This window comes from Couchioplanes azureus, assembly GCF_014648355.1.
GTDB lineage: Bacteria > Actinomycetota > Actinomycetes > Mycobacteriales > Micromonosporaceae > Actinoplanes > Actinoplanes azureus.
On the sequence record NZ_BMQY01000005.1, the window covers coordinates 568,038 to 594,832 of the forward strand.

25 protein-coding genes and 2 pseudogenes are annotated in these 26,795 nt (G+C 72.6%); 18 read left to right on the forward strand and 9 right to left on the reverse strand.

Going from position 1 to position 26,795, the window contains the following annotated elements; translation table 11 throughout:
• Positions 1 to 42 precede the first annotated feature (42 nt).
• Positions 43 to 897, reverse strand: a complete 855-nt coding sequence (locus IEY99_RS21230; RefSeq protein ID WP_189205732.1) for a helix-turn-helix transcriptional regulator — start codon at positions 895 to 897, stop codon at positions 43 to 45.
• Between the two features lie 316 nt (positions 898 to 1,213).
• Between IEY99_RS21230 and paaI the strand changes: the two genes are divergently transcribed.
• Both paaI and IEY99_RS21240 read left to right on the forward strand, forming a co-directional pair.
• Positions 1,214 to 1,636, forward strand: coding sequence for a hydroxyphenylacetyl-CoA thioesterase PaaI (gene paaI, locus IEY99_RS21235; protein WP_229799019.1), 423 nt, complete (start codon positions 1,214 to 1,216; stop codon positions 1,634 to 1,636).
• A gap of 5 nt (positions 1,637 to 1,641) precedes the next feature.
• On the forward strand, positions 1,642 to 4,185 hold the full coding sequence (locus tag IEY99_RS21240; protein ID WP_189205734.1) for an AfsR/SARP family transcriptional regulator: 2,544 nt from the start codon (positions 1,642 to 1,644) through the stop codon (positions 4,183 to 4,185).
• A 48-nt stretch (positions 4,186 to 4,233) separates the two neighbouring features.
• On the opposite strand, the gene IEY99_RS21245 is transcribed toward IEY99_RS21240, so the two are convergent.
• The gene (locus tag IEY99_RS21245; RefSeq protein WP_189205735.1) at positions 4,234 to 5,490 is read right to left on the reverse strand and encodes an ATP-grasp domain-containing protein; all 1,257 of its coding nucleotides are present in this window, start codon (positions 5,488 to 5,490) and stop codon (positions 4,234 to 4,236) included.
• Positions 5,491 to 5,608: 118 nt separating this feature from the next.
• Here IEY99_RS21245 and IEY99_RS21250 point away from each other — a divergent pair, with 118 nt between their 5' ends.
• From IEY99_RS21250 to IEY99_RS21295, 11 genes and pseudogenes are all read left to right on the forward strand, one after another.
• Positions 5,609 to 6,583 carry an ATP-grasp domain-containing protein gene (locus IEY99_RS21250; protein WP_189205736.1) on the forward strand — a complete coding sequence of 325 codons (975 nt, stop codon included), beginning with the start codon at positions 5,609 to 5,611 and terminating at the stop codon, positions 6,581 to 6,583.
• Entirely contained in the window at positions 6,580 to 7,803 is a 1,224-nt protein-coding gene (locus IEY99_RS21255) for a phenylacetate--CoA ligase family protein (RefSeq protein WP_189205738.1), read from the forward strand. Before IEY99_RS21250 ends, IEY99_RS21255 begins: the two co-directional genes overlap by 4 nt.
• Complete coding sequence (locus IEY99_RS21260; RefSeq protein ID WP_189205739.1) at positions 7,800 to 9,080, forward strand: MFS transporter; 1,281 nt, start codon at positions 7,800 to 7,802, stop codon at positions 9,078 to 9,080. Before IEY99_RS21255 ends, IEY99_RS21260 begins: the two co-directional genes overlap by 4 nt.
• A pseudogene (locus IEY99_RS34400) lies at positions 9,077 to 9,928 on the forward strand (SDR family NAD(P)-dependent oxidoreductase); the annotation flags it as partial. The gene IEY99_RS21260 and the pseudogene IEY99_RS34400, both read left to right, overlap by 4 nt.
• A 30-nt stretch (positions 9,929 to 9,958) precedes the next feature.
• A pseudogene (locus tag IEY99_RS34405) lies at positions 9,959 to 10,522 on the forward strand (TIGR03086 family metal-binding protein); the annotation flags it as partial.
• Complete coding sequence (locus IEY99_RS21270; protein WP_189205743.1) at positions 10,519 to 11,889, forward strand: amino acid adenylation domain-containing protein; 1,371 nt, start codon at positions 10,519 to 10,521, stop codon at positions 11,887 to 11,889. The pseudogene IEY99_RS34405 and the gene IEY99_RS21270, both read left to right, overlap by 4 nt.
• Positions 11,886 to 12,107 (forward strand): acyl carrier protein, encoded by a 222-nt coding sequence (locus tag IEY99_RS21275; RefSeq protein ID WP_189205745.1) that lies wholly within the window; start codon positions 11,886 to 11,888, stop codon positions 12,105 to 12,107. The genes IEY99_RS21270 and IEY99_RS21275 overlap by 4 nt, the downstream gene beginning before the upstream one ends.
• Entirely contained in the window at positions 12,104 to 13,447 is a 1,344-nt protein-coding gene (locus IEY99_RS21280) for a flavin monoamine oxidase family protein (protein WP_189205747.1), read from the forward strand. The genes IEY99_RS21275 and IEY99_RS21280 overlap by 4 nt, the downstream gene beginning before the upstream one ends.
• Entirely contained in the window at positions 13,444 to 15,141 is a 1,698-nt protein-coding gene (locus IEY99_RS21285) for a class I adenylate-forming enzyme family protein (protein ID WP_189205748.1), read from the forward strand. The genes IEY99_RS21280 and IEY99_RS21285 overlap by 4 nt, the downstream gene beginning before the upstream one ends.
• Before the next feature lie 82 nt (positions 15,142 to 15,223).
• Positions 15,224 to 16,216, forward strand: coding sequence for a 2-dehydropantoate 2-reductase (locus IEY99_RS21290; RefSeq protein WP_229799021.1), 993 nt, complete (start codon positions 15,224 to 15,226; stop codon positions 16,214 to 16,216).
• A 45-nt stretch (positions 16,217 to 16,261) separates the two neighbouring features.
• On the forward strand, positions 16,262 to 16,777 hold the full coding sequence (locus IEY99_RS21295) for a DUF3592 domain-containing protein (protein ID WP_189205749.1): 516 nt from the start codon (positions 16,262 to 16,264) through the stop codon (positions 16,775 to 16,777).
• Positions 16,778 to 16,857: 80 nt separating this feature from the next.
• Here IEY99_RS21295 and IEY99_RS21300 read toward each other — a convergent pair whose 3' ends face one another.
• From IEY99_RS21300 to IEY99_RS21315, 4 genes are all read right to left on the reverse strand, one after another.
• Positions 16,858 to 17,445, reverse strand: coding sequence for an HAD family hydrolase (locus IEY99_RS21300; protein ID WP_229799023.1), 588 nt, complete (start codon positions 17,443 to 17,445; stop codon positions 16,858 to 16,860).
• Positions 17,446 to 17,657: 212 nt separating this feature from the next.
• Entirely contained in the window at positions 17,658 to 17,834 is a 177-nt protein-coding gene (locus IEY99_RS21305) for a hypothetical protein (protein WP_189205750.1), read from the reverse strand.
• Positions 17,835 to 17,853: 19 nt separating this feature from the next.
• Positions 17,854 to 18,948 carry a helix-turn-helix transcriptional regulator gene (locus IEY99_RS21310; RefSeq protein WP_229799024.1) on the reverse strand — a complete coding sequence of 365 codons (1,095 nt, stop codon included), beginning with the start codon at positions 18,946 to 18,948 and terminating at the stop codon, positions 17,854 to 17,856.
• A gap of 23 nt (positions 18,949 to 18,971) precedes the next feature.
• Entirely contained in the window at positions 18,972 to 19,205 is a 234-nt protein-coding gene (locus tag IEY99_RS21315) for a helix-turn-helix domain-containing protein (RefSeq protein WP_189205752.1), read from the reverse strand.
• 380 nt (positions 19,206 to 19,585) lie between these two features.
• Between IEY99_RS21315 and IEY99_RS21320 the strand changes: the two genes are divergently transcribed.
• Positions 19,586 to 20,404 (forward strand): M15 family metallopeptidase, encoded by an 819-nt coding sequence (locus tag IEY99_RS21320; RefSeq protein ID WP_229799027.1) that lies wholly within the window; start codon positions 19,586 to 19,588, stop codon positions 20,402 to 20,404.
• 27 nt (positions 20,405 to 20,431) lie between these two features.
• On the opposite strand, the gene IEY99_RS21325 is transcribed toward IEY99_RS21320, so the two are convergent.
• Positions 20,432 to 21,430, reverse strand: a complete 999-nt coding sequence (locus IEY99_RS21325) for an RNA polymerase subunit sigma-70 (protein WP_189205753.1) — start codon at positions 21,428 to 21,430, stop codon at positions 20,432 to 20,434.
• Between the two features lie 140 nt (positions 21,431 to 21,570).
• Here IEY99_RS21325 and add point away from each other — a divergent pair, with 140 nt between their 5' ends.
• The gene (add, locus tag IEY99_RS21330) at positions 21,571 to 22,524 is read left to right on the forward strand and encodes an adenosine deaminase (protein ID WP_229799028.1); all 954 of its coding nucleotides are present in this window, start codon (positions 21,571 to 21,573) and stop codon (positions 22,522 to 22,524) included.
• Positions 22,525 to 22,537: 13 nt separating this feature from the next.
• Here the strand turns inward: add and IEY99_RS21335 are convergent, their stop codons facing one another.
• A complete protein-coding gene (locus tag IEY99_RS21335) occupies positions 22,538 to 23,047 on the reverse strand; it encodes a class I SAM-dependent methyltransferase (RefSeq protein WP_189205847.1) in 510 nt (169 codons plus the stop codon).
• 142 nt (positions 23,048 to 23,189) lie between these two features.
• A complete protein-coding gene (locus IEY99_RS21340; protein ID WP_189205755.1) occupies positions 23,190 to 24,632 on the reverse strand; it encodes an LVIVD repeat-containing protein in 1,443 nt (480 codons plus the stop codon).
• Between the two features lie 130 nt (positions 24,633 to 24,762).
• Between IEY99_RS21340 and IEY99_RS21345 the strand changes: the two genes are divergently transcribed.
• The 3 genes from IEY99_RS21345 (at position 24,763) to IEY99_RS21355 (ending at position 26,792) form a co-directional block, all read left to right on the forward strand.
• Positions 24,763 to 25,428 (forward strand): DUF305 domain-containing protein, encoded by a 666-nt coding sequence (locus tag IEY99_RS21345; protein WP_189205756.1) that lies wholly within the window; start codon positions 24,763 to 24,765, stop codon positions 25,426 to 25,428.
• A gap of 76 nt (positions 25,429 to 25,504) precedes the next feature.
• A complete protein-coding gene (locus tag IEY99_RS21350; protein WP_189205757.1) occupies positions 25,505 to 25,825 on the forward strand; it encodes a hypothetical protein in 321 nt (106 codons plus the stop codon).
• A 79-nt stretch (positions 25,826 to 25,904) separates the two neighbouring features.
• The gene (locus IEY99_RS21355) at positions 25,905 to 26,792 is read left to right on the forward strand and encodes a hypothetical protein (RefSeq protein WP_189205758.1); all 888 of its coding nucleotides are present in this window, start codon (positions 25,905 to 25,907) and stop codon (positions 26,790 to 26,792) included.
• The last annotated feature ends 3 nt before the right edge of the window (positions 26,793 to 26,795 follow it).

Here is a 26,795-nt window from a genome sequence, read left to right on the forward strand (position 1 = left end):
CGCAAGAAGTGCGTGGTGAACGTAGTAGTGGCACCAACACCTTCACGCCGTGTGCCGCAGCTCCGGAGCGCCGAGGGTGCCGGCGACCCGGCGGACGACGGCTTCCGTGCCGGTCCCGGAGATCGGCAGGAACACCACCATCGCCAGTCCGATGCGGTCGGTGAATCGCAGGGACGTGCGCTGGAAGGCCGCCCGGCCGGCACCCGGATGGAACCACAGGTCGGGTCCGCAGGCGTCGTCGGCCACAACCTGCCGGGACCAGAGATCCGCGAATCCGGTGCTCGTCCGGGACAGCCGGCCGATCAGTGCGGCGAACCGCGGGTCGTCCGGATAGCGGGCCACCTGCGACCGGAAACGGGCCACCAGCGGACGCGCCTCCTCCTCCCAGAGCGGATACAGCATCCGGGCGTGCGGATCGGTGAAGAAGTACTCGACGAGGTTGAACTGCTCGCCGGGGGCGACATTCCAGAAAGCGCGGAAGGTGCTGTTCGCCGTCACCACGGTCCAATACCGGTCGACGATGTACGCGGGGTTGGGCAACCAGTTGTCGGCGAACGGGGCCAGCGCCCCCGCGTCCGGCCGGTACGCCGAGTCCACATGCTCGGTGCTCAACCCCGCCAGCCTGCGCATGTACAGCCGCTGAGTGTCGTCCAGGGCGAGCACCCGGGCGATGGAGTCCAGCACTTCACCGGAGACGTTCGGTGCGCGGCCCTGCTCGATCCACGTGTACCAGGACACGCCGACACCCGCGAGCAGCGCCACCTCTTCGCGGCGCAGGCCGGGTGTGCGCCGCCGGCCCGCGACCGGCAGGCCGACCCGATCCGGCGAGGTTTCCGCACGACGGGCGACGAGGAACCTTCCCAACTCTGCGAGGCGCGCGGGCACGTCCGATTTCACCCGATCAGCGTAGGAGAGCGAACGGGCGGCGACAAGTCCACTTGGCACCGCCGGCCGGGGTCGGTTGTCGACGGTCGCGTCACTTCCGCACCAAGATCACCAGATGACTGCCGCGTCGTGAGGTAGGTGCGAAGAGTCAGGGTTCAGTGAACATCGCGAATAGCCACAGATAGGCCGACCACACCAAATCGACGCCGACAAAGGGCCCGATCCGGACAGCTCCGCCACCCAAGGCACGTCACGGGACGTCATGAGGTTGTACTCACACGGTTAAATGCGCTCACAATCTCACCGGTACAAGCGGGGGCAGTACACAATGGACACGATCCAGTCGGTCACGGCCATGTACGACCGGGACCTCACCTGCCAGACCCTCGGCATCCACCTGGACGACGTCGGGCCCGGGCGGGCCCGGATGCGGATGCGGGTCGGGGACACGATGACCAACGGGCACGGGACCGTCCACGGCGGATACCTGTTCCTCCTGGCCGATGCGGCGTTCGCGTACGCCAGCAACAGTCACGGCCCGGCCGCGGTGGCCCAGGGCGCGCAGGTCACCTTCCTGCGCCCGGCCGCGGTGCACGACGAACTGGTCGCCGACGCGGTCGAGCGGGTCCGCGCCGGGCGCAGCGGGGTGTACGACGTGACGGTGCGGCGCGCGGCCGGCGAGATCGTCGCCGAGTTCCGCGGGCAGAGCATGATGCTCAGCGGGCGCCCGGCATTCTCACCGGAAAGCTGACCGGCATGGCGCTGGAACTGGCACTGCTCGGGCCGGTCGAGGCCCGCACGGACGGGACCCGCGTCCCGCTCGCCCCGTTGGAGCGCAGCGTTCTCACCCTGCTGGCGCTCGCCGAGGGCACGGTGTTGTCCACCGAGCGGCTCATCGACGGCCTGTGGGCGCTCAAGCCCCCGGCGGCGCCGCGGGTCCGCGTCCAGGGCCTGATCTCGTCGCTACGGCGCAAGATCGGCGGTGCGCTGGTCACCCGCGACCCGGGATACTTCCTGGCGCTGCCGCCGGCCGCCTGTGACCTCAGACGGTGCGAGGACCTGGCCCGGGAGGCGGCGCGCGCGCAACCCGCCGAGGCCGCCGTGAAGCTGCGGGAGGCGCTGGCGCTGTGGCACGGCGAGCCCCTGGGCGGGGTGGCCGCGCCCGGGGTGGAGGCCGACCGGACCCGGCTGGCCGAGCTCCGGGTGTCGCTCCTGGAGGCCTGCTTCGATGCGGAGCTGGCGCTGGGACGGCACGCGGAACTGGTCCGGGAGATGGTCGCGGCGGTGGCGGCGAACCCGTTGCGGGAGCGGCTCACCGGGCAGTTGATGACGGCGTTGGACCGGTCGAACCGGCGTGCGGAGGCGCTGCTCGCGTACCAGACGTTGCGCAAGCGGCTCGCCGACGAGCTGGGCAGCGACCCGTGCGCGGACCTCCGGGAGCTGCACGCCGCGATCCTGCGCGGCGACCAGCCGGCGTCGCGGAGGGCGCCGGCCGGTGCGGCGGCGGCCGAGCCCGCCCCGGCGCCACGGCCGGCGCAGATGCCGGCCGGCGTCGGTTATTTCGCCGGCCGCGAAGCCGATCTGGCGGCGCTGACCGCGGCGCTGCCGCACCCGGGTGCCGACCCGCGGATCGTGCTGGTCTCCGGCGCCGGCGGGCTGGGCAAGACGGCGCTGGCGGTGCGCTGGGCGCACACGGTGGCGGACCGGTTCCCGGACGGCCAGATCTTCGTGGACCTGCACGGCTCGGCGAAGGGCGCGGCGCTCTCGCCGGACGCGGCCGTGGGCGCGGCGCTGCTCGCCCTCGGGGTGCCCGCGCACCACCTGCCCGCCGGGGTCGAGGAGCGGGCCGCCCTGTTCCGGACCCAGCTGTACCACCAGCGGGTCCTGCTGGTCGCCGACGACGCCGGCGGCGTGGGCCACCTGCTGCCGCTGGTCCCGCCCACCTCGGGCAGCCTGCTCGTGGCGACCAGCCGGAGCCGGCTGACCGCGCTGGCCGCGCACCACGAGGTGCGTACGGTCGACCTGCGCCCGCTGTCCGGCACCGCGGCCCGGGAGCTGTTGGCCGAGATCGTCGGCCCGCAGCGGTTGTCCGGGCCGGGCGGCGACGAGGTGGTGGCCCTGTGCGGCGGCTGGCCGCTCACGTTGCGCCAGGCCGGTGCCATGCTCGCGGCCCGTTCCACCCAGGCGCTCGGCTCGTTCGCGGAGGAGCTCCGGGCGCGGGCCGACACCCTCGCGGTGGCCGACGACCCGCGGACGGTCCGGGCGGCGCTGGCGCAGGCGCGCGCCGGTCTCGAGCCGGCCGGGGCCCGGCTGTTCGACCAGCTCGGCGCGCTGCCGGTGCGCTCGGTGAGCCTGGAGCTGGCGGCCGCGGTCGCGGGGATCACGGTGCCCCGGACCCGGCGGCTGCTCGACGAGCTGATCTCGGCGAACCTGATGGTCGAGACCGGCCCGGACCGGTACGGCTGGCACGACATGGTCCGCCGGTTCGCCCACCGCTGCGGGGCCGCGCTGAGCGACCGCGACGTCGCCGAGGAGCGGGCGATCCGCTGGTATCTGACCACCTTCGAGCGGCTGGCGGCCCAGCCGACGCCGGATCCGGAGTTCGTCGCGGCCGAGCGCGACGATCTGCCGGCCCTGGCCCGGTGGGTGGTGCAACGCCGCGATCCCGCGCTCACCTGGGATTTCGTCAGCAAGGCGTACGCGGTCACCCCGGCGGTGGGCATCGAGGCGTGCGAGGCGGCGCTGGCCGCGGCGACGACGCTGGGCGTCAGCCGGACGCTCGGGGCGGCCCACGCCCAGCTCGGTGCCGTGCTGCTGGCCGACCCGGCGCGCTCCGAGGAGGCGAGCGGGCACCTGAGCAAGGCGATCCACCTGCTCGACGTGGACCAGCGGGACCACATCCGGATCGCCACGTTCGGGCTGGGCACCCTGCTGGCCAGGCAGGGGCGGCCCGCCGAGGCCGGCTCGCTGCTGGAGCGCACGCTGGACCTGCTCGACCCGGGCCGGGAACCGCTGGCCGCCACGATCGCCCTGTTCGCCCACGCCGACCTGCTGGTGCGGGCCGGCTCGGCCGAGCGCGGTCAGGAGCGGTTCGCGCAGGCGCTGATCATGTGCGAGGCGGCGACCGGCACCCGGTTCAGCCGCGGCCGGCAGGTGCTGAACGCGCAGGTGGGCGCGCGGTTCCGGACGCACCTGAGCCGTTCCCTGGAGGCGTCCCGGGTGAGCGGCACGGATCGGCGGCTGGCCCGGAATCTGTTCAGCGCGGGCGTACGGCACGCACCCGGGGATCCCGCGCGGTAACCCCCCGTTCGCGGCCGCCATCTCGTCCGAGGTGGCGGCCGGCGGGTCTCAGGCGTCCTCGGCCAGTTCGTAGAACGCCGGGCCGTCCAGGTAGCGGAAGGTACCGAAGTCGCGGTCGACGACCTCCTCCACCGGGTGCATCAGGTTGACGATCAGCGGGGTGCTCAGGTCGTCGACGGTGCGCCGCAGCCGGCCGCCGGGCGACACCACCGGGCGGATGTCGTAGAGGCTCTCCAGCCCCTCGATCACGCCCATCATCGGGTACGACTTGAGCGGCGCCTCCACGGTGGACACGGCCCACGCGCTGACCACGTGCTGCTTGATCTCGTAGTCGGTGCCCGCCCGCTCGGCGAACCGCTCCGGCCGCGTGTACGCGTCGACGATCCACTCCAGCTGTCCCTCGCCGAGTGCCGGCTGGCAGAAGCCGGGCAGGTCCAGGCCGGCCATCCGGGCGCCCACCTCGACCAGGCAGGGCCCGTCCGGGGTCAGCTTGATCTCCAGGTGCGCGGCGCCGTAGCGGATGCCGAGCGCGTCGAGGACCTGGAACGCGTACGGCACCAGCGCCTCCTGGACCGCGCCGTGCCGGGGCAGCAGGCGCACCCCGCAGGTGAGGTCGACGATGCCGTTGGCGGTGAGCTTCTCGTACTTCCACATGTCGGTGACGTGGTGCCGGCCGTCGCAGCTCACCGTGTCCACCACGTACTCGCCGCCGACCAGGTACTCCTGGGCCACGACGCCCTCGTTGCGCCGGGAGAAGATGTTCTCGCTGTCGAGGAGCTTGCGGTACGCCGCGACGGACTCGGCCGGCGTCGAGCAGAAGTGCACCCCGTCACCGGCCGCGCTGCGGATGGGCTTCACCACGATCCGGCCGCCCAGCTCGGCGTGCCACGCGGCCAGCTGCTCCGCGTCGGTGACGAGGAGCTGGCGGGTGGCCCGCAGCCCGGCGGCCCGGAGGGTCTCGATCTGCACGTACTTGTCGCGGCGGGCGACGCTCAGCGCGGTGCCGTTGTTGGGCAGCCCGAGCTCGGTGGCGAGCAGGTCGGCGAACTCGACGCCGATCTCCCCGCTGGCCACGACGGCGACCGGGTCGTGCGCCCGTACCGCGGCGAGCGTGGCGTCCAGGTCGCCGTCGTGCACGATGTTGGCGGCGTACGGGGACAGGTCGAGGGTGCCTTGGTACACCAGTGGCCGTTCGGGCGTGCTCTGCACCCGGACCACTTGGTAGCCGGCCTGGTGGAAGACCGGCGGCACGCGCCGGCTCGGGGCGTAGGGATCGACCAATACGACGGTTCGGGAAGCGCTCATCGCCCCACCGTGGGCGCGGCCACTGCAGATCCGCTACGGATCCGCTGCACGGCGGGCCGCCCGGCGCGGGCAGCGGAACCATAGTGGATCCGCAGCGCGTCCCCGCAGGCTTCGGTCCATGTTGCAGCGCATGTGCTGGGTTTTCCCGGACAGAGAATCGACCCGGACCGCGGCGCAGTGGAGCCGCGCGTTCTGGCGCACCTATCAGGAAGTGGCCCAGGATCTCGGTCTGAGCTGGGAGCGGACCACACCGGAGGCGGTGACCGTGGACGCCCTGGATCCCCAGAACCCGCGGGTGTTCGTCGACGGCAAGCTGGTCACCCCGGACGACACCCTGTTCATCACCTCCCCGTACACGCTGCCCTACCAGGCCGCCGACACCTTCAACCAGTTCACGCTGTACGCGGTCCTGGAGCAGGCCGGCTTCTATCTGCCGCACCCGGCCTGGCTGGCCGCGCTCGGCAACGACAAGATGGCCACCCTGCTGTTCCTCAGGGACTCGCCGATCCCGCCGATCCCCTCCGTCCGCATCGGGTCCGGCCGGGACCTGCCGTACGAGGAGTTCCTGCCCGCGATCGAGAAGCTGACGTATCCGGCGATCGTCAAGCCGGCCGGCTGGTGCGCCTCGCGGGGCATCAACATGGCCCACGACGAGCACGACGTCCGCGGGCTGCTCAGCCTGGCCCAGGGCGGGGACACCACGCTGGTGTTCCAGCCGTACCTGGGCCGGTCGACCACCGACTACCGCGTGCACATGGTGGACGGCAAGCCGCACACCACGCTGCTGCGCATCCCGGGCGACGGTGCCCGCTACCCGCAGTACAGCACCGGGGCGCGGCTGCGGTACGCGCCGCTGCCCGAGGAACTGGCTCCGGCGCTGGAATTCTTCGCGAAGAAGCTGCCGCTGCCGTACTTCTGCGTCGACTTCCTGCACGACGGTGAACGTTTCTGGCTGTCCGAGGTGGAACCGGACGGCGCCATCATGTGCCCCGATCCCGGCGATCCCGAGGTGGTCCGGCAGAACCGGGCGATCGTCCGGGACCGGTTCCAGGCGTACCGGGACGGGCACGCCCGATCGAGAGGTGCGCTGTGACCGCCGACTTCTTCTCCGCCACCCCGCTCGCGGTCGAGACCGCCCGGGACACCCTGGCCAAGCTGCGCTCGGTGCCGGCCCTGGCCGACCGGTACGCCGACATCGTGGCGCTGGGCAGCCTCGAGGACCTGGTCCACGTGCCGGTGATGCGCAAGGACGACCTCCAGGCGGCGCTGAAGCACCTCAAGCCGAAGGCGCAGCACGGCGCGACCTGGACGTTCCAGAGCGGCGGCAGCACCGGCGCGCCGAAGGTCGGCTACGCCCCCACCGGCCTCTACATGGCCGAGGTGTACGAGCAGTGGAAGCCGCTCGGCCCCGACGACCTGTTCGTCAACACCTGGGGCGCCGGCGGCTTGTGGGGTGCGCATCCCCTGATGAACGCGTACGCGGACCTGACCGGGTGCACGGGATTCGGGCTGGGCGTCATCAAGCCCGCCGAGTACGACTACTGGCTCGAGTTCTTCGTCGACCGCGGCATCACCTCGATCGGCGGCACGCCCAGCGTGCTGCGGCCGATCATCGGCCGCGCCCGGGAGATCGGGATCAAGCTGCCCGACCTGCGGACCCTGCTCTGGCTCGGCGAGCCCTGGATCCCGGGCCTGGACGAGGACCTGCCGGTGGTGGCGCCGCAGGCGCGCCGCTGGGGCCTGTTCGGCAGCACCGAGACCTGGGTGGCCGGCACGAACACGCCGCAGTGCGCCGACGACACCTGGCACACGCTGCCGTCGCAGCTCGTGCACATCGGCGCCGACCAGATGATCGACTTCACCTCGCTGAAGCCGCACGGGCTCAACCCGGTGCTGCGCTACCAGACCGGCGACGCGGGCGAGTGGGTCACCTGCACCTGCGGGGTGCCGGGCCGGGCGCTGCGGGTCCTGGGCCGCCGCGACGAGGACGCGTTGTTCCGCGGCATGTCGCTCAACGTGGACGCCTTCCTGCGCGAGGTCGCCAGCGGGGGCGGGGTGTCGCAGAGCCAGTTGGTGATCACCGAGCATCCGGCCCGCGCCGCCATCCTGGAGGTGCTCGTGGTGCCGTCCCACGACGCGCCGGACGGGCTCGCCGACCGGATCCGGGACCACATCCTGGCCTCCCCCTTCGGCGGGCCGAACACCGCCTTCTACCGCGACCCGGAGGCCTTCGAGGTCCGCATCGTCGGGACCCTGATCCACAACGAGCGCACCGGCAAGGTGTCTTCCCTGGTGCAGCGGCAGGCGACATGAGCCCGCCCGCGACGCTGACCCGCCTGGGCCTGTCCCGCGGGCTCGGGCGCGAGTTCAACCTGCTGTGGCTCGGGCAGAGCGTCAGCAACGTCGGCGACCGGATCAACCTGTTCGTGGTGCCGACCGTGATGATCCTGCTGCTGCACGCCTCGGCGTTCCAGGTGGGTCTGGTCGGCATGGCGCAGTACCTGGCCATTCCCCTGCTCAGCCTCGTCGCGGGGGTGCTGGTCGACCGCTGGGACCTGCGCCGGACGCTGATCTGGTGCGACCTGATCCGGGTGGTGACGATCGCGGCCATCCCGGTCGCCTACTGGCTCGACGTGCTGTCCGTGCCCCTGGTGTTCGCGGTGGTGGCGCTGGCGAACGCGACCTCGGTGTTCTTCAACATCGGCTACACCGCCACCATCTCGTCGATCGTGCCGGCCGACGGACGGGTGCAGGCGTTCTCGCACCTGGAGAGCAGCCGCACCACCGCCGAGGTGGTGGGGCCCGCCGTGGCCAGCGTGCTGTACCGGCTGCTCGGTGTCGCGTCGCTGCTGGTCGACGCGATCACCTTCCTGTTCTCGGCGGCCACCGTCCGCGCGATGCAGCCGTACGGGGTGCGCAAGCAGCAGCACGAGCCGATGTGGACCCGGCTGGTCGCCGGAGTCAAGCTGAACTGGAACGACCCGGTGCTGCGCGGCACCATCCTGGGCACCACGCTGCTCAACCTGGGCGGTCCCATCTTCGTGACCGTGATGCCGATCCTGGCGTACCGGGGACTGCACCTGTCCGTACCGACGTTCGGCACCGTGATGTCGGTCGCCGCGGTCGCCGCGGTCGGCGGGGCGCTGGTCGCCCAGCGGGTCAGCAAGAAGGTCGGACCGGCCCGGCTGATGCCCTGGTCGGCGTTCCTGCACAGCGCGGTGGGTCTGGGCATCCTGGCCGCGCCGGCGCTGCCCAGCGCCGTCGTCCTGTGCGTCACGCTGAGCCTCTACGGGCTGACCATGGTCTGGTACAACGTCAGCACGGGCGCGGTCCGCCAGGCGCGGGTGGACCCGGCCGACCAGGCCGTCTCGCATGCCGCCTTCCGCACCATCACCTGGGGTGTCATCCCGTTCTCGGCACTGCTCGGCGGCGTGCTGGTCGAGGTGCTCACCCCGCACGCGGGCGTGCTCGACGCGGCCCGGATCACGATGGTCGGCGCCACGCTGATCGGGGTGGTGTGCGCCTGGATCCCGCTGGCGCCCACCCAGGCCCGGCTCGACCGGGAGCGCGAGACGGTGGGTGTCGCATGACCGCGATCGGCACCGGAGTCGTCCTGATCACGGGCTGCTCGTCCGGCATCGGCCTGGAGACCGCGGTCCTCTGCGCGCAGGCCGGTTACACCACGGTCGCCACGCTGCGCGACCTGGACCGGGCGGACCAGCTGCGGCAGGCCGCCGAGACGGCCGGGGTGAAGCTCGACATCCGCCGCCTCGACGTCACCGACGAGTCCTCCATCCACGGGTGCCTGGCCGGCGTGCTCGGCACGCACGGCCGGCTGGACGCGCTGGTCAACAACGCCGGGCTGGCCAACACCTTCGCCAGTGTGGAGACCGCCGGCATGGCGCGCTTCCGGGCGAACCTGGAGGTGAACCTGTTCGGCGTGGTCGCGGTGACCCGGGCCGCGCTGCCGCACCTGCGCGCGAGCCGCGGGCGGGTGGTCACCGTGGGCAGCACCCGCGGGCTGATCGGTCAGCCGTTCAACGAGGCGTACTCGACCGCGAAGTTCGCCGTCGAGGGGTTCATGGAGAGCCTCGCGCCGGTCGCGGGCGCGCTCGGCGTGCGGGTCGTCATGGTCGAGCCGGGACCGGTGCTGGGCACCGCCTTCGGCGCGAACGCCGGCGTCACCCGCGAGTCGTTGCTCGCCGAGGCCGGCGCGTACGCCGAGGTGCTGACCGACTACCTCGACTGGGTCGTACGCGGTGGCTATCCGGGCGTGCAGTCCGCGCGCGAGGTGGCGGAAGTGCTGCTGTGCGCCCTGACCGACGACGCGCCGCCGTTCCGGATGATGACCAGCGAATGGGGCGAGCAGTACGCCCGCACCAAGCTGGCCGACCCGGACGGCACCGCGGTGGCGGCGATGACCCGGTCCTGGGTCGCCCCGCGCACCCTGGACCTGCACCGGCGGGCCGTGGAGCAGAGCGTCGAGATCGTCGGCGCGATCCGCGAGGACCAGTGGCTGCGGCCCACGCCGTGCGCCGACTGGACGGTGTCCCAGCTCGTCGCGCACATGATCCGGGAGAACCGGGGCTTCGCCGCGGCGGCCCGCGGCGAGCAGACGCAACCGGCGGACTGGGACACCCCGATCGGCGCGGACCCGCGCGCCGAGTACGCCGCGTCCGCCCGGGAGGTGATCGCCGCGTTCGGCGCGGACGGCGCGCTGAACCGCACCGTCTGGTTGCCGTTGATCCGGGACGGGATCCGCCTGCCGGCCCGGCAGGCACTGGGTTTCCACCTGCTCGACTATCTGGTGCACGGCTGGGACGTGGCGGCCGCGATCGGACGGCCGATGGACGTCGGGGGCGACGTGGTCGCGGCGGTGCAGGAGATCGCCGACCGCGACGTGCCCGACGGTCCCCGCCGGCACCGGCCGCAGGCGTCGTTCGCCCCGGCCCGTGCGCTGCCCGACGACGCCACCCCGCTGGATCGCCTGCTCGCGTTCCTGGGTCGCGACCCGGGCTGGAGCGCGCGATGAGCGCGCAAGGAGTGCTCGCCGGCTTCCTGGCCGCGGCACGCGCCCACCCGGATCGCCCGGCCGTCAGGGCGGACGGCGCCGAGCTGAGCTATGCCGAACTCGCCGCCAGGGTGGCGGAGTTCGCCGGCCGTCTCGGTGAGCGGCCCGGGATCGTCGGCGTCCCGGCCGGGCACGACGTGGACACGGTGGTCGCGCTGTTCGGCGTCTGGTCCGCCGGCGGCACCTACTGCCCGATCGATCCCGGTTTTCCCGAGGAGCGGCGGGCGGCGATGGCCCGGGCGGTCCACCGGGGCGAAGGCGACCCGGCTGCGGCGTACGTGCTGTTCACCTCGGGATCCACCGGCGAGCCCAAGCCGGTGGCCACCGGTCACCGGGCCATCGCGACGACCGTACGGTCCCTGCGCGACCTGTTCGGCATCACCCCGGACGACCGGGTGCTGCAGTTCGCGTCGCTCAACTGGGACACCTGCTTCGAGGAGATCCTGCCGGCGCTCACCGGCGGGGCATGCCTGGTGTTCGACGCGGACGCGCACCGCGGGTCGTTCCCCCGGTTCCTGCGGATGGTCGCGCGGGAGCGGATCACGGTGCTGGACCTGCCGACCGCCTTCTGGCACGAGCTGGTCGGGCACCTGCACGAGTCCGGCGAGGGGCTGCCGGCGTGCGTACGGCTGGTGGTGATCGGTGGGGAGGCGGCCGCGCCGGGGCGGGTCGCGCAGTGGGCGGCGCTGCCGACCGGGCATGCGCGGCTGCTCAACACGTACGGATGCACGGAAACGACCTTGATCACCCACGCCGTGGACCTGCACGGACCGCTGGCGGCCCGGCCGGCCGGTCCGGCCGCGCCGGTGCCGATCGGCAGGGCCCTGCCGCACGTGGTGGAGCGCCTCGGCGACGGCGACGAGCTGCTGATCGGCGGCCCGGCGCTGGCCGACGGCTATCTCGGCCGTCCGGAGGCGACCGCGCAACGGTTCGTCACGGTCGCGGGAGAGCGGTTCTTCCGCACCGGCGACCGGGTGTCCCGCGGCGGCGACGGCGTTCTCACCCACCGCGGCCGGGTCGACCACGAGGTGAAGATCCGCGGGATCCGGGTGGACCCGGCCGAGGTGGAAGCGCACCTGGCCGGCCATCCGGGAGTGCGTGCGGCCCTCGTCACCGGGGTCACGGTGGCGGGGCGTACGGCACTCGCCGCGTATGTCGTACCCCGGGCCGGCACACCCGGCGCCGGGCTGCCGGCCCGGATCGCCGAGCACCTGCGCGGCCGGGTCCCGGCCCACCTGGTTCCCAGTCACATCCACGTCGTCACCGAGCTCGCCTACACGGCGAGCGGCAAGGTCGATCGGCGCGCAAGCAAGGAGATGCTGCCATGAACGTCCACCAGGCGACCGCCCTGTTCCGGCGGGTGCTGGAGAACCCGGAGGTCACGGAGGAGTCCGACTTCTTCGTCGCCGGGGGCGACTCGCTGCTGGCCACCCGGGTGCTCAGCGCCGTGGCCCGCGAGCACGGCGTCGAGCTGACCTTCGAGGACTTCCTGCTGGCGCCCACCCCGGCCGCGCTGGCCACCACGGTCACGGGCGCGCCGCGATGAGGGTCGTGGTGATCGGCGCCGGGCTGGCCGGGCTGACCGCCGCCGCCGACCTGGCCGCCGCCGGCGTGGAGACGGTCGTGCTGGAGGCGCGGGAGCGGGTCGGCGGGCGCACCCACGGCGTCGAGGTGGCGCCCGGCGCGTGGGCCGACGCCGGGGCGGCGTACCTCGGTGACCGGCACACCGAGCTGCACAAGACGATGGCCGGGCTCGGACTGTCGGCGACGCCGACCGCGATGTACGGCGGCAGCCGGTTCGCCCTCGGCAGCGGCGAGAAGACCCGGGCCGGCCGGTTCCCGCCGCTCAACGCGGTCGCCCTCGGCGAGATGTTCGACCTTCTCTACGACCTGACCGCGACCGTACGCCCGGACGCGCCGTGGGAGACGCCGGACGCCGCGGCGCTGGACTCGACGACCGCCGCCGAGTGGGCCGCCGAGAACCTGCGCCACCCCGACGCGCGACTGTTCTTCCCGCTGTTCCTGGGCGAGATGATGGCCGCCGACCCGGCCTCCGTCTCGGTGCTGCACATGGCGCTCTACCTGCGCGCGGGCGGTGGGATCAGATATCTCAACGCGTTCGAGGGCGGCGCGCAGCAGGACCGGGTGCTGGGCGGCGCGCACCAGATCGCCGAACGGCTCGCCGAGCAGCTCGGCGACCGGGTCCGGCTGCACCGGCCGGTCCGGGCGATCCACCAGGACGGCGGCCGGGTGAGCGTGCAGGCGGCCAACGGCGAGCGGCACCACGGCGACGCCGTCATCGTCGCGGTCCCGCCGCTGCTGGCCCAGTCGATCGACTACCGGCCGGGCCTGCCGGCGCCCCGGGCCACCGCGGCGACCGGCCGGGGGTGCGCGGTGAAGGTGCAGATCGTCTACCGGGAGCCGTACTGGCACGAGCATGGACTTTCCGGCTGGTCGGTGAGCGCCACCGGGCCGCTGCTGTCGACCGTGGACGACTCCCCGCCCGACGGCGAGGCCGGGGTGCTGACCGGCTTCGTGACCGGCGCCGAGGCGTACCGGTTCGCGGCGCTCGACCCCGCGACGCGCGAGGCCGAGGCGCTGCACCAGGTGGCCGAGCTGTTCCCGCAGCTTCCGCCGCCGGTCGCCGTGCACGTCACCGACTGGGTGAACGAGCCGTACAGCAAGGGCTGCTACGCGGCCGTGTTCGGGCCCGGCGACTGGCTGCGGCTGGGACCGCACCTGAGCACCCCGCACGGGCGCGTGCACTGGGCCGGCACGGAGACGAGCACGGAGTTCTTCGGACTCATGGAGGGCGCGATCCGCTCGGGACACCGGGTCGCCGCGGAGGTTCTGTCCAGCTACGAGACCCCAGGGAGAAACCGATGACCGACAGCCCGATCGCTCCGCTGAGCGTACGCGAGAAGTTCATGACCGAGCCCGACCTGGGCGCCGGGAACTTCCTCGACTACGCCGCGAAGGACAACCCGAACCGGGCGATCCCGATGATCTACACGCACAGCGCCGACCACCGCGGCCGGGTCTCGCTGCGCGGGCACAGCCTGCTCGACCTGGTGGCACTGCGCGACCGGTACGCCAAGTGGTACTGGGCCAACGGGGTCCGCGACGGCGACCCGGTGGGCATCGTGGTCGCCGAGGGCCTGGAGCCGCTGATCCACTATCTGGCGCTGACCGCGCTGGGCGCCATCCCCGCGATGATCAACGACGCGATGCGCCTCGACGTGCTGCTCCGCTACCTGGATCACGTCGGCGTGGTCGGCGTGGTGGCCGACGACACCACCCGGCTCGCCTCGGCGTACCGCGCGGACCCCGCGCGCCGTCCCGGGTTCCTCGCGCTGGCCGCCGAGATCCAGGCGTTCGACGACGCGGGGGCGGCGCTGCCGGAGGTGTACCCGTACCGGCACGCTGCCGACGACGTGTGCGCACTGATCCACTCGTCGGGCACCACCGGCACTCCGAAGTCCACGATCCTGGGGCACCGCAGCTTCTGGGACGGCAAGCAGCCGCGGATGACCCGGTTCCCGGCGGAGCCGTACGACAAGCTGATGTCGCTGATGCCCCACACGCACGCCGGCGGCCTCAGCTACTTCCTCACCGCGATCCTGCTCGGCCTGCCCACAGTGGTGATGGGCGACTGGCGCCGGTCCGTGGTGGAGCCGGTGATGGAGGCGTTCCAGCCGACCATGCTGGCCTCCTTCCCGCGGACCTTCGTGGAGCTCGCCACCGGCGAGCTGCCGGTCCGCGGCGCGGCGCGGGTGCACTCCTGGTTCAACACCGGCGACTCCGCGCACTACGGCCACATCCGGCGGCTCGTCGGCCTCGGCGAGCGGCCGGCCGGCCTGCTCGCCGCCTGGCTGCTGCCGAAGGACCACCCCGCGGGCGAGGCGCTGCCCGGTTCGCAGTTCATCGACGGCCTCGGCTCCTCCGAGATGGGCATGGCCCTGTTCGGCGGGCTGACCACCCCGGAGACGCCCCGCAACGACAGGTGCGTCGGCAAGCCGCAGGAAGCCGTGATCAAGGCAGCGGTCCTCGACGAGGAGGGCAACGAGCTGCCCGACGGGACGGTCGGCCTGCTCGGCGTGATCACTCCGTCGCGTACCCCGGGCTACTGGAAGAACCCACGGCTCACCGAGAGCTTCGAGCTCAACGGCTTCTGGCTCACCGGTGACGTGGCCCGCCGCGACGCCGAGGGCAACTTCTACCACCTGGACCGTACGGTCGACGTGATCGACACCCTGGCCGGGCCGGTCTACAGCCTGCCGGTCGAGGAGGTGCTGATCGCCGACTGCGCCGACCTGGTCCAGGACTGCTCGGTGGTGGGCGTGCCCGGACCGGGCGGGCGGGCGCAGGTCCCGATCGCGGTGGTCCGGCTGCAGGCCGAGGCCGCCTCGGCCACGGCCGAGGCGCTCCTGGAGAAGGCGAACAAGGAGCTGGCCACGGCCGGGCTGGCGGCGCTCGCCGCGGTGGTGATCGCGCGGACGGCGGAGGACTTCCCGCTCGGGCCGACCGGCAAGGTGCTCAAGCGCGAGCTGCGCACCCGCCACGCGGGCATGTTCCGCTGAGCTTTCCAGGTCACGCCGCGGCGGCGGCGTGACCTGCTTCTCCGGGCGTCCGTGTCAGGATGGCAGCCGTCGTGGTGGATCGATGGGGAGTCGTCCGATGAAGGTCTGCGTGGTCGGAGCCGGCGCTGTCGGTGGCTGGATCGGTGCCCGGTTGGCGGCGTCGGGGGTGGCCGAGGTCAGCGCCGTCGCCCGGGGTGCGACGCTGCGGTCGCTGCGGACGGCGGGCTGGCGGTTGCAGACCGCCGACGGCCCGGTCGCTACGCCGGCCCGGGCCACCGCCGACGCCGCCGAGCTCGGCGCACAGGATCTGGTCCTCCTCGCGGTCAAGGCGCCCGCGCTGGCGAGCGTGGCGCAGCTGCTGCCCCCGCTGCTGGGATCCGACACGGTCGTGCTGCCGTTCATGAACGGAGTGCCCTGGTGGTTCGGCCACGGCACCAAGCTCGGCCAGGAGCCGCTGCGCAGCGTCGACCCGGACGGCGTCGTCGCGGCGGCCGTCGACACCGACCGGGTGCTCGGCGGGGTGGTCCACGCGAGTTGCACGGTGCTGGAGCCGGGCCTGGTCCGGCACGTCATGGGCAACGGGCTCATCGTCGGCGAGCCGGCGGGCGGCGTCTCGGCGCGTGCCGAGAAGGTGGGCGCCCTGCTGGCCGCCGCCGGGTTCGACGCCGTCGTCTCCCCCGATGTCCGCTACGACATCTGGTACAAGCTCTGGGGAAACATGACGATGAACCCGATCTCCGCGCTCACCGGCGCCACCGCGGACCGCGTGCTCGCCGACCCGCTGGTGCGCGAGTTCTGCTCCGCGGCGATGCGCGAGGCCGCCGCGATCGGGCGCGAGCTGGGCTGCGACATCACCGAGACGCCCGAGGACCGGCACCTGGTGACCGCCCGGCTGGGCGCGTTCAAGACCTCCATGCTGCAGGACGTGGAGGCCGGCCGGCCGGTGGAGCTGGACGCCCTGGTGGGCGCGGTCCGCGAGATCGGCGGGCGCCTCGGCGTGCCCACGCCGAGCATCGACGCGCTGCTCGGCCTGAGCCGGCTCGCGGCCCGGGTGCGGGGCCTCTATCCCGCCTGAGGCAAGTTCACGACCGGCCGGGGCCGGATGCATTACATTCGCGCCATGATCGAAAACGTCGGCTGGTTGCCGAAGCTCGTCGCCGTGCTCATCGTGGGCATCCCCGCGCTGACCGGCGTGGGCTTGCTCGTCGCGGGGGCCCGGCGGTGGAGCCGCCTGCGCGCGCTCGCCGGCTCCGGCCAGCGGACCGTCGCCCGGGTCGTCGACAACCAGCTGGAGTCCTGGTCCGACGGGCGCACCTCCTACCGGCCGGTGGTCACCTTCCGCACCGGCACGGGGCAGGAGGTCCGGACGGTGCTGGGCGATCTGGCCTCGTTCCGGTCCCATCTGGCCGGCACCGAGATCGAGGTGTTCTACGACCCGGCGAACCCCAGCGAGGCGGCGCCCACCCGCAAGGGCGGGCAAGGGGTGGTCCTCTACCTTGTGTTCGGCGTGGTGTTCCTGGTCTTCGCCCTGTGCGCATACCAGATGGCCGACATGGCGCTCGACTTCTTCACCGACTTCGAAGACTTCGGGAACATCGACGATCCGGGCCCCGACGATTTCGACCAGGGCTTCTGAACCCGCGCCGCCCCAGGCGGCTCGCGAGACAGCGCGGGGCGTTCGGCGGTGACCCGCGAACGCCCCGTCGCGAGCGGCGGTCAGCGCCGGCGCAGCTGGGAAGCGGGCAGGTAGAACGAGCGGCCCGGCTTGCCGACCTGGTAGGTACGCAGTCCGACCTGCGCGGCGGCGGTCAGCTCGGCGGCGACTTCGCCCTGGTAGTAGGGCACGCACGGGGCGGACTCCGCCAGGGCGCGCTCGAACAGCGCCGGGGCGGGCTTGCGTTCGGCGTCCGTGCGGGGCAGGACGATGCGGCCCTCGAAGTACGACCAGACGAACGGCCGCGGCTCGGCCCACCGGTCGGCGATGTACTGCTGCATCGTCGCGAGCTTTTCCTCCTGGGTGGCGCCCCAGGCCTCCGGGATGTTGATGATCAGGCCGAGGGCGACACCGCGGGAACGCAGGTCGCGCAGGTAGGACAGGGCGCCCGGCTCGTACCGCACGTGCGACCAGTCCGAGGTGTCGATCAGCACGTTGCCGAGGTCGAAGTAGACCACCGGACGATTGCACACCGCCGGGGCGGCGGCCGGGACGGCGTCCGACGCGGCGGCCGGGGCGGCGGCGGTGACGGTCAGCGCGGATGCGGCCAGGATTGCGGGCAGCATGAGACGCGCGAGGGAGCGGAACACGGAGCCTCCATAGTGGATCCGCGCTCGACCGTTGATTCTTTTGGAATCGAAGTCGGGCGCAGAAGAATCATCGGCAGCGGGTGCCTTACGCATGTGAATGCATGGTGATCCTATGGCGACTCAGCGTTGCCCTCGGGTCGGCGGTACCGATAGTGACGACCGGCACACGGCCTGCCGGCAGAAAGCCGGCAGGCCGCGCACGTCTGCCCGCCCTAGGTGCAGGAGACGCAGCTGCCGTTCGGGTCGCTCGGCGGCGTCGAGGGCGCCACGACCGCGGTGGAGGGCGGCGTGGTGTCGCGGGCCTGCGAGTGGACGAGGACACCCAGCCCCACCGCAAGGCAGAGCGCCACGAGCGCGCCGATGAGAACGGTATGGAAGCGCAGAGACATTTCGATACCCCCCGTGGGATCAATCGGTCTGGTGCGGTTCGCCGGCGGCGCCGGCGAACGAGGGCGGCGCGGCGACCCGCAACGCCCCCAGTGCAAGGCCGAGCTGGAACCGGTTCTCCACGCCGAGCCGGTCCATGAGGTTGCGCATGATGCCGGTCACGGACCGGGCGCTGATGCGCAGCCGCTCGGCGGAGCTCTGGTCGGTATGGCCGGCGGCGAGCAGGGTGATCAGGCTGCGCTCGCGGGGCGAGAGCACGATCGGGGCGACGGCGAGCCGCTCCGGCGGCACCGCCACGTCCCAGTGCCGCTCGAAGAGCCGGATGAGGGCTCGCAGCACACCCGGCCGCTCCACCTCCAGGTAGCCCTGGTCGAGGTCGCCGGGATCGGCGGGGAAGTAGGCGAACCGCCGGTCCACGAGCATGAGCCGCAAGGGGACGTTGGGCGTCTCCCGCCGCTGGTAGGTGGTGCCGTTGATGAGGTGGCCGCTGACGTCGAGCGGGTCGCCGTCCGCGGGAGGCAGGGCGAGCAGCCGCATCCGCACGCCGCGCTCGTAGAGCGCGAGATCCTGCGGGGCGGCGACCCGGGCGGCCTCGGCGTCGATGGCCTGGTCGTTGCTCATCGTCCAGAAGTCGCGGATGTCGGTGGCGACGAGCTCGGCGATCCGGTCGCGGGTGGCCTGGCGGCTGAGGTAGCGCATCCCGTCCGTGACGCTTCCGCGCAGGCCGGGCACCGAGTCCAGGGGCAGCGCCGCGCCGACGCCGGAGCTGCGCAGCGCGCGGACGACGTGGTGGTGCGACCGGGCCTTCGCGTGGTCGTCCACGAGCCGCATCCGGCGCGACCGCAGCATGGCGACGACCGCGGCCGGCCGGCGGGCCGTCCAGATGCGCGTCGTGGTGCGACTGTCGTCAGTGGAGACCGCCGCGCCGGCCTCTCTCAGCTCGGCCAGCGCCTCCGCGGTGCGGCGGCTGGACAGCCCCAGCTCGGTGGCGATGGTGCGCTCGGTCCGGGGCCCGAATGTCGCGAGGGTACGGAAGACGAAGTCGGCGTCGCTGGACATGCCCCAGCGGACCAGCGAAGGTATGGCGGCGCCGAACGGGATCGGGGTGCTCGTCACTCCATCGATTCTCATCTACGGGGTCAACCATCGCTTCCCACGGATGGACCGGGAACGTTGACCTTGCGGAGGAAGCCAAGGGCGAGACCCAGCTGAAAGCGGTTGTCGACGCCGAGCCGATCCATGAGGGAGCGCAGGATGTTGGAGACCGACCGCGCGCTGATGCCGAGTTGCTCCGCCGCGGAGACATCGGTGTGGCCCTGGGCGAGCAGGGACACCAGTTCACGCTCGCGATCGGACAGGATGATCTTCGGCAAAGCTCCGGCTCCATTTCGGGTGGGTCGATCGAGGCGCATGCAACCACAGCCGCCCGGCACGGTCCACACCTGCCGGTTTTGTCCCTTGGGGTTGCGCAAAAACGCACCCGGCCACTTCCGGATCCCGCAAAATCGCGCCCTCGGGTACCGCGTTCGTTGACCTGTCCGGGCGGAGTCCGCAATCTGACAGGGCATGAGGACGGGCTCGGGGTTTGCCCGTCGTCGCGCCCTTCGGGCCCCGTGCCCCGCCGCCACGGGCGCGGGGTGCCGACGCGCTGCAGGACCGGCTCCGACGTTCAGACGGGGGACGTCGGAACCGGTCCGCCCGGTTTGCCGATTCCTGCCCCATGATCATGGCCGTACGTTGCGTAATGGTACGGATGAAGAGGTTTTTCGCTTTTTTCGCCGCCCTGTTCGTCCTGCTGACCGGTGACCTGCCCGCCTCGGCCGCGCCGGCCGCACCCGCGTCCCCGGCCGCCTCGACGCCGCGGTACCACGTGGTCCGGCCCGGCGAGACGATCAAGGAGATCGCCGCCGTGTACGGCATCACCCCGGCCCAGCTCCGCGCCTGGAACGGCATCCTGAAGCCGCACCAGCCGAGCGTGGACGGCGTGCTGCACGTCGGGAAGCCGGCCGTGCCCCTCACCGGCTGGCGGTCCTCGATCGAGCGGGTGACCCCGGCCGCGGTGAACTGGGATCCCCGCAAGAAGTGCCCCGTGCTGCCCGCCGACCTGCGCAAGGTCTGGGTCACGTACATCGACTTCTACGGCATCACCCGAGCCGGCAGCATCGTGGTCCACAAGACCATCGCCAAGCGGATCCAGCGGGCGTTCCTGTCGCTCTACCGGATGCGCTTCCGGATCATGGGCATGAGCCCGATGTCCGTCAACGCGCCGTGGATCACCGACATGGCGACGGTGACCTCCGGCTACAGCTGCCGCCGGGTGGCCGGGAGCAAGACGCTCTCCCAGCACGCGTACGGGCTGGCGATCGACGTCAACCCGGTGCAGAACCCGATGATCCGAGGCTCCTACATCGACCCGCGCTCAGGGACGGACTTCCTGGCGCGGGCCGCGTACCGCAGAGGGATGATGCACGCCGCGGGCGCGGTCCGGGCCTTCACCACCAACGGCCTGTCCTGGGGCGGCCGCTGGCGCACGCTCAAGGACTACATGCACTTCAGCACCACCGACCGCTGACCACCGGGGCCACTTCCCCTCGAGCGGCTAATCCGTGCCGTCCGCCGGCAGGCGCTCCGGCAGCCCGAGCCGTGGGAACTGGTCGGCGTGGAACGTGACGATCTCGGTGATCGCCCCGCCGGTGATGCGCAGGACGTCGATCGTCAGCGCCAGGTACGCCCCCTCACGCTTGCGCCACTGGTAGAACGCGACGGCGGGCTGCCGGTTCACGGCGGTGGGGACGGCGCGCAGGTGCTGCATGTCCGGGAAGCCGCTCTCGACCCAGTCGTTCACCACCGTGTCGCGGCCGACGTACAGGCCCGGTGTGGGCGGCATCGAGCACCGTACGTCGTCGCGCAGCAGTGCGGCGAGCGCCGGGACGTCCGTGGCCACGCTGGCGTCGGTGTAGCGGCGTACCAGCTCCCGCGTCCGGGCGTCCTCCTCGCCGCCGGTCCAGTCCTGCCGCTCGGCGGGCAGGTGGTCCCGCAGGCCGGCGCGGGCCCGCTGCAACGCGCTGTTCACGGAGTTGACCGAGTCCCCGAGCAGCTCCGCGACGTCCCTCGCCGGCCAGCCGAGCACGTCCCGCAGGATCAGCACGGCCCGCGGGCGTGGCGCCAGGTGCTGGACCGCGACCAGGTACGCCAGCTCGATCGTCTCCCGCGCCACGGCGACGGTCTCCGGCTCGTCCGCGCCGCCGGCGGGCAGCTCGTCGAGCAGCCGGTCCGGATAGGGCTGCAGCCACCGCACCTCGCCGCCGGTCGCCGGCTCCGGGCGGCACTTGGCGAGCAGGTCCAGGCAGGCGTTGGTGGCGATCCGGTACAGCCAGGCCCGGAACGTCGACCGCCCCTCGAACGTCTCCCGCCGCCGCCAGGCCCGCAGGAACGTCTCCTGCACGGTGTCCTCGGCATCCTCGAACGACCCGAGCATCCGGTAGCAGTGCACGTGCAGCTCCCGCCGGTGCCGCTCCGCCATTCCCGAGAACGCCGGCTCGTCCATCTCGCCCGGACCGCTCATGCCGAGCTCCTCCAGCCGTGTGTCCGTACCCATCACGTCATCCTTCCGCCTCGTCGTGTCCCGTCGGAGGTATGACGGGTGCGGGCGCGACAACTCATCAGTCCGGGTCGGTCGGCACGGCGGATGCGGTGAGGGCCGGACCCGGCGCGCCGGTCTCCGTGCCAGAATGCCGCGTGACTCCGAAGATCGAACTGCATCTCCATCTCGAGGGCTCCGTCCGGCCCGCTACCCTGCTGCGGCTGGCACGCCGGAACCGGGTGACACTGCCGACGGACGATCCGCGGGCACTGGCCCGGCTGTTCGCCTTCCGCGACTTCGCCCACTTCGTCGAGGTGTGGAACCTGGTCATGGGCTGCCTGCGGACGCCCGAGGATCTCCGGCAGATCGTGGTCGACTATGCGCAGGAGGCGCGGCGCCACGGTGCGGTGTACGTGGAGGGCATCTTCACTCCGCAGCCGGAGCAGGTGGCCGAGATCGGGCTCGACGCCATGTTCGAGGGCTACTGTGCGGGCGCCACAGAGGCCGAGCAGGTGCACGGAGTGATCGTCCGGCTGACGCCGGAGCAGTACCGCGGCTGCGATCCCGAGTTCGGCACCGCGGTGGCGCGGGCGGCGGTACGGTTCGCCGGCCGCGGGGTGGTCGGCTTCGGCCTCGCCGGCTTCGAGGGCCGCTACCCGGACGCCCCGCACGCCGAAGCGATGCGCATCGCCGCCGACGGCGGGCTGGGCCTGGTGCCCCACGCGGGCGAACTCGCCGGTCCGGCCTCGATCCGCTCCGCGCTGCGGATGGGCGCGAGCCGTCTGCGCCACGGGATCCGCGCCGCCGAGGACCCGTACCTGCTCGCCGAGCTCGCCGAGCGCCGCATCGTCCTGGACGTCTGTCCCACCTCGAACCGCCGGCTGGGCGTGACGGGCGCCGACCACCCACTGCCCCGCCTCGTGGCGGCCGGTGTCGCCTGCTCGATCTCCACCGACGACCCGGCCCTGTTCGACACCGACCTGTCCACGGAGTACGCGCTTGCCGCGGGCCTCGGCGTCACGGCCGAGGCGGCCTACCGCGCAGGGCTCGAGGGTGCCCTCTGCGACGACGCCACCCGGGCCCGCCTGGCCGCGCTGGCCCCGGATTGATCAGGCGCGGTAGTCAGCGCGGGTCGAGGATCGCGACGAGGAAGTCGGAGCCGGGCGTGAACGGGCGCAGGTCCCAGGTGGCGAGGAGGAGCCCGGGCGCCAGGCCGGCGGTGGCGGCGTCGGCGAGGAAGTCGTCGAAGTCGTAGCCCCGGCCCGCACCGAAGCCGATCACCGCCCGGCCGTTCCCGGCAAGGTGCGTACGCATGCGGCGCAGGATCTCGACGCGGGTGGAGGGCGCCGCGAAGGCCATGACGTTGCCGGCCGAGACGATGGCGTCGAAGCGCTCCGGCAGGTCGAGCTCGGACAGGTCGCCGACCAGCCAGCGGGGGCCGGGGTGGTCCTCGCGGGCGGCCGCGATCAGCTCGGGATCGAGGTCGACGCCGGTCACGTCGTGCCCGGCCGCGGCGAGGTGACCTCCGACGCGGCCGGTGCCGCAGCCGGCGTCGAGGATGCGCGAGCCCCGCGGGACCATCGCGTCGATCAGGCGGGCCTCGCCGGCGAGGTCGGCACCCTCGGCGGCCATGGTGCGGAACCGCTCGATGTACCACTTCGAGTGGCCCGGGTCCTGCGCGAGCTTCTCCAGCCAGAGGTTGTCCACCTCGCTGACCCTGCCAGAACGGCACAGGCCCGGCCGCACGAGGGGGCCGGGCCTGTGACTCAGGGTGTCACCACTTACGGAAGTTGTCCTGTGTCTGCGCGTTGAACTCGTCGGTACGGGCCCTACGGGCCAGGTTGGTGCGGATGTCCTTCAGCTCCAGCACGTCCATGCCCTTGACGATGTCGTTGGAGTAGATGAAGCCGTTGTACCAGTACGCCGACCACGAGCCGCCGCTGACGAACTGGGTGGCCGACAGCGGGCCGCGCTCCCAGTACGCGATCTCCTTGGGCGCCCGGGAGTCGGTGAAGTCCCAGACCGAGATGCCGCCCTGGTACCACGCCTGCACCATGATGTCGCGGCCCGGCATCGGGATCAGCGAGCCGTTGTGGGCCACGCAGTTCTCGAACTCGGTGTTGAGCCGCGGGATCTTGAAGTAGCTGCGGAACTCCAGCTTGCGCTTGTCGCCGCGGCCCACGATGTCGTAGATCGCGTCGGCGCCGCGGTTCGGGCCGATCTCCGGGTTGCAGGTGGCCATGCCGCCGCCGCCCAGCTCGTCGGTGAAGACGACCTTGGTGGCGTTGTTGTTGAAGGTCGCGGAGTGCCAGAAGGAGAAGTTGACGGTGTCGCGGACGGTGGTGATCACCCGCGGCGCCGAGCGGACCGAGATGTCGAACAGCACGCCGTCACCCATGCAGGCGCCCGCCGCGATGTCCTTCTCCGGGTACGCCGTGATGTCGTGGCAGCCGGTGGTCGGCTGCTGCTCCTCGCCGGGGCCGCCCGGGTTGCCACCGTCCGGGAACAGCACCGGCGTCGCGACGACCGCGGCCGCGGCCGGGTCCTTCAGCGGCACCCGGATGATCGAGATCTTGTCGTGCGGCAGCGCGCAGTTGGGCAGGTCCGCCGCGGCCAGGTTGTACGACGACACGTAGATGTAGGCCGAGTCGTCGCCCGCCTTGCCGGGAACCAGCGTCTGCGTGTGCGAGCCACAGTCGGTCTTGATCGACTTGAGGTACTTCGGCGTCACCGGGTCGCTGATGTCGAAGATCTTGATGCCTTCCCAGCGGTCGCCGGGTGCGGCCGTCGTGGACGCGGTGTTGTCGCAGGAGTCGTTGGTGCGCTGCGAGTCGGTGCCCAGGAAGAGCAGGTTGCCGGTGACGGAGACGTCGTTCTGCGAGCCGGGGCAGAGCACCTGGGCCGCCACCACGGGCGCCTTGGGGTTCTTGATGTCGTAGACGGTGAAGCCGTTGTAGTTGCCGCCGAAGGCGTAGTGGCCCTGGAAGGCCCAGTCCGAGTTGGTCGAGTTGGCGAAGGGACCGGTCTTCGGCAGGTACGCGACCTGCTTGATGTTCGGCGTGCTGGCGACCTCGTCGACGCCGGGCGGAGTGCCGGGATCGGCCGGCGTCTGTGCCATACCGCTCGAGGGCGCCACCAGCAAGCCGGCGACGACCACCGCCGCACCGGCGAACGCCAGGCGCCTGAGCTGCCGCCCTCGTGGGGCAGAGTGCTTCATGGAGCTCCTTCCGGCTGTCCACGCACCGCGGGTCAAGGTGTTGTCACTGTCGGTGCGCATTCACCTTCGTCGCTACGATAGTGCGCCTGGGCGTTGCCAGGGAACCGCGTTGCGAAACTGAAAGGATTCGATGAACCGGCAGAGAACATTGATGCTGATCGGTGTCGTCGTGGTGGCCCTCGGCGCGGGCGGCACGGTACTGGCGGCACGCTCCGGGGAGGACGCTCCGGCCGCGGCACCCCGGGTCAGCTCCGGCCCGCCGGAACGCGTCATCCTGCCGGGACGACCGGGTGACTCCGCGGTCGTGACCGATTCCGACAAGGTGCGCGCACCCGACGGGTCCACCTACAACTCGATCGACACCGCCTTCGTCCAGATGATGATCGTCCACCACGGACAGGCGATCGAGATGGCGAAGCTGGCACCCGGCCGCGCCGCCGACGCGCAGCTCCGGGCCCTGGCGGAGCGGATCAGCGCAGCACAAAGCCCCGAGGTCGGATGGCTGCAGGGATGGTTGCGGGACCGCAAGCTGCCCGCGAGCGACCCCGCACACGATCACCGCACGATGCCGGGTATGCAGTCGGAGGCCGCCATGGCGGCCCTGGCCGGGCTCACCGGGACGGCCTTCGACCGCGAGTTCGTCCGGATGATGTCCGCTCATCATCGGGGCGCGATCCAGATGGCGGGCGACGCGCTCGGCGGCGGCGCCGACCCGGCGCTCCGCGAACTGGCCAACGAGATGGCGGTCGAGCAGGGCAGCGAGATCCGCCGGATGCACCAGCTGTCCGCCGGATAGGCGGCCGCGGTTACATCGATCACGTCCGCCTTCCGGCGGATGCGCCGGCACGGCGTTCGTGGATAGGTTGTCCGGTGTGAAGGGGAATGGTGTGCTCCGGCTGTCGCTCGCCACCTCCATCCTTTTCGCCCTGTTGACCGGCGCGGCTGCCACCGCCCCAGCGGCGGAGCCGGTGCCCGCTGCCCCGTCCACCGCCATCGCCGCCCCGGCGGTCGAGGCGTCCGAGGACACCCCGCCCGTCCTGGTCGAGTCCCCGGCCCTCGCCACGAGCCCGCCCGTCGCCGCCGCCGAGGCGGTCCCGCTGCCCGCGACCGGTGCCCCGGTCGCGGTCGCCCACCTGCACGGCCGGTCCGGTGGTGCCGTCGCCGGGCCGCGGGCGCCTCCCGCCGCCGCCTGATCGATCCGGCAGGACCCGGCCTTCAGACGTAGCCGGGGGTCATCGATTAGCGGCGTCATCGGCGGATAAGGAATGGGACATGGACTTCACGCTCGAGCTCCTCGGCGACACCAGCGGCCGGGTGGCGGTCATCTGGCTGGCGCTCCTCGCGCTGGCGGCGGTCGCGCTGGGCGCGCTCGCCCTGCCCGCGGGCGTACGCCGCCCGCGGGAGATCGCCGCGTGGCTGGCGGAGTCGGCGGCGCGCCGGCGCGCCGACCTGCGGCGCCGCGCCGGGCTGGCCCAGGAGACGATCCGGTACGCCGCGGAGGTCGCGGTGGCGGCGCAGGGCGCGGCCGCCACCGCCGAGCGGCGCCGCGAGCGGTGCCAGCAGGCCCAGGCCGAGGTGGAGCGCGCCTGGCAGGCATGGCAGGACGCGGACGCGCGCCTCGAACGGGCCCGCCGGGCCGCGGCGTGGGCCACCCCGGAGACCGCGCCGTCGGCCGAGGAGGTCGCGGAGCGGGCACAGGCCCTGCGCCGGGCCGCGCAGGCCGCCTACCGCCGGGGTGACCTGTCCGACACCCAGCTGCTGGACGCGCTGACGTACCGCAACGGCTGGAATCCGGCGCTGCACCCGCTCGCCCAGGAGCTGGCCCTCGCCCGGGCCACGGCGAGTCACCGCTTCGCCGCGTACCAGCAGGCGCTGACCGGGGAGGAGGCCGCCTGGCAGGCCGCCGACGTGGCGACCGCCGCGGTCCGGACCCTGCGCCACGAGGCGACGGCCGCACAGGCGCGCGCCGACGCGGCCTGGGAGGCGCTGCCGGAGCGAGCCCGCGCCCTCCTGCGCCAGGTCCCTTCCCCCGCCTCCGAGACCACGCAGGCCCTGGCGACCCAGGATGCCGGGCCGACCCAGGAGATCCGGCCGCGGCGGGAGGTGCCGTCCTGGGCGCAGCCGACCGGCGGGCGGCCGCGGATCGCCGGGGTGCGCTGACGA

Excerpts from the sequence above, each read along its gene's own strand:
- paaI (WP_229799019.1), top strand. The coding sequence starts at position 1,214 with ATGGACACGATCCAGTCGGTCACGGCCATGTACGACCGGGACCTCACC.
- IEY99_RS21240 (WP_189205734.1), top strand. The coding sequence starts at position 1,642 with ATGGCGCTGGAACTGGCACTGCTCGGGCCGGTCGAGGCCCGCACGGAC.
- IEY99_RS21245 (WP_189205735.1), bottom strand. The coding sequence starts at position 5,490 with ATGAGCGCTTCCCGAACCGTCGTATTGGTCGATCCCTACGCCCCGAGC.
- IEY99_RS21250 (WP_189205736.1), top strand. The coding sequence starts at position 5,609 with ATGTTGCAGCGCATGTGCTGGGTTTTCCCGGACAGAGAATCGACCCGG.
- IEY99_RS21260 (WP_189205739.1), top strand. The coding sequence starts at position 7,800 with ATGAGCCCGCCCGCGACGCTGACCCGCCTGGGCCTGTCCCGCGGGCTC.
- IEY99_RS21270 (WP_189205743.1), top strand. The coding sequence starts at position 10,519 with ATGAGCGCGCAAGGAGTGCTCGCCGGCTTCCTGGCCGCGGCACGCGCC.
- IEY99_RS21275 (WP_189205745.1), top strand. The coding sequence starts at position 11,886 with ATGAACGTCCACCAGGCGACCGCCCTGTTCCGGCGGGTGCTGGAGAAC.
- IEY99_RS21280 (WP_189205747.1), top strand. The coding sequence starts at position 12,104 with ATGAGGGTCGTGGTGATCGGCGCCGGGCTGGCCGGGCTGACCGCCGCC.
- IEY99_RS21285 (WP_189205748.1), top strand. The coding sequence starts at position 13,444 with ATGACCGACAGCCCGATCGCTCCGCTGAGCGTACGCGAGAAGTTCATG.
- IEY99_RS21290 (WP_229799021.1), top strand. The coding sequence starts at position 15,224 with ATGGGGAGTCGTCCGATGAAGGTCTGCGTGGTCGGAGCCGGCGCTGTC.
- IEY99_RS21295 (WP_189205749.1), top strand. The coding sequence starts at position 16,262 with ATGATCGAAAACGTCGGCTGGTTGCCGAAGCTCGTCGCCGTGCTCATC.
- IEY99_RS21305 (WP_189205750.1), bottom strand. The coding sequence starts at position 17,834 with ATGTCTCTGCGCTTCCATACCGTTCTCATCGGCGCGCTCGTGGCGCTC.
- IEY99_RS21320 (WP_229799027.1), top strand. The coding sequence starts at position 19,586 with ATGAAGAGGTTTTTCGCTTTTTTCGCCGCCCTGTTCGTCCTGCTGACC.
- IEY99_RS21325 (WP_189205753.1), bottom strand. The coding sequence starts at position 21,430 with ATGGGTACGGACACACGGCTGGAGGAGCTCGGCATGAGCGGTCCGGGC.
- IEY99_RS21335 (WP_189205847.1), bottom strand. The coding sequence starts at position 23,047 with ATGGCCGCCGAGGGTGCCGACCTCGCCGGCGAGGCCCGCCTGATCGAC.
- IEY99_RS21340 (WP_189205755.1), bottom strand. The coding sequence starts at position 24,632 with ATGAAGCACTCTGCCCCACGAGGGCGGCAGCTCAGGCGCCTGGCGTTC.
- IEY99_RS21345 (WP_189205756.1), top strand. The coding sequence starts at position 24,763 with ATGAACCGGCAGAGAACATTGATGCTGATCGGTGTCGTCGTGGTGGCC.
- IEY99_RS21355 (WP_189205758.1), top strand. The coding sequence starts at position 25,905 with ATGGACTTCACGCTCGAGCTCCTCGGCGACACCAGCGGCCGGGTGGCG.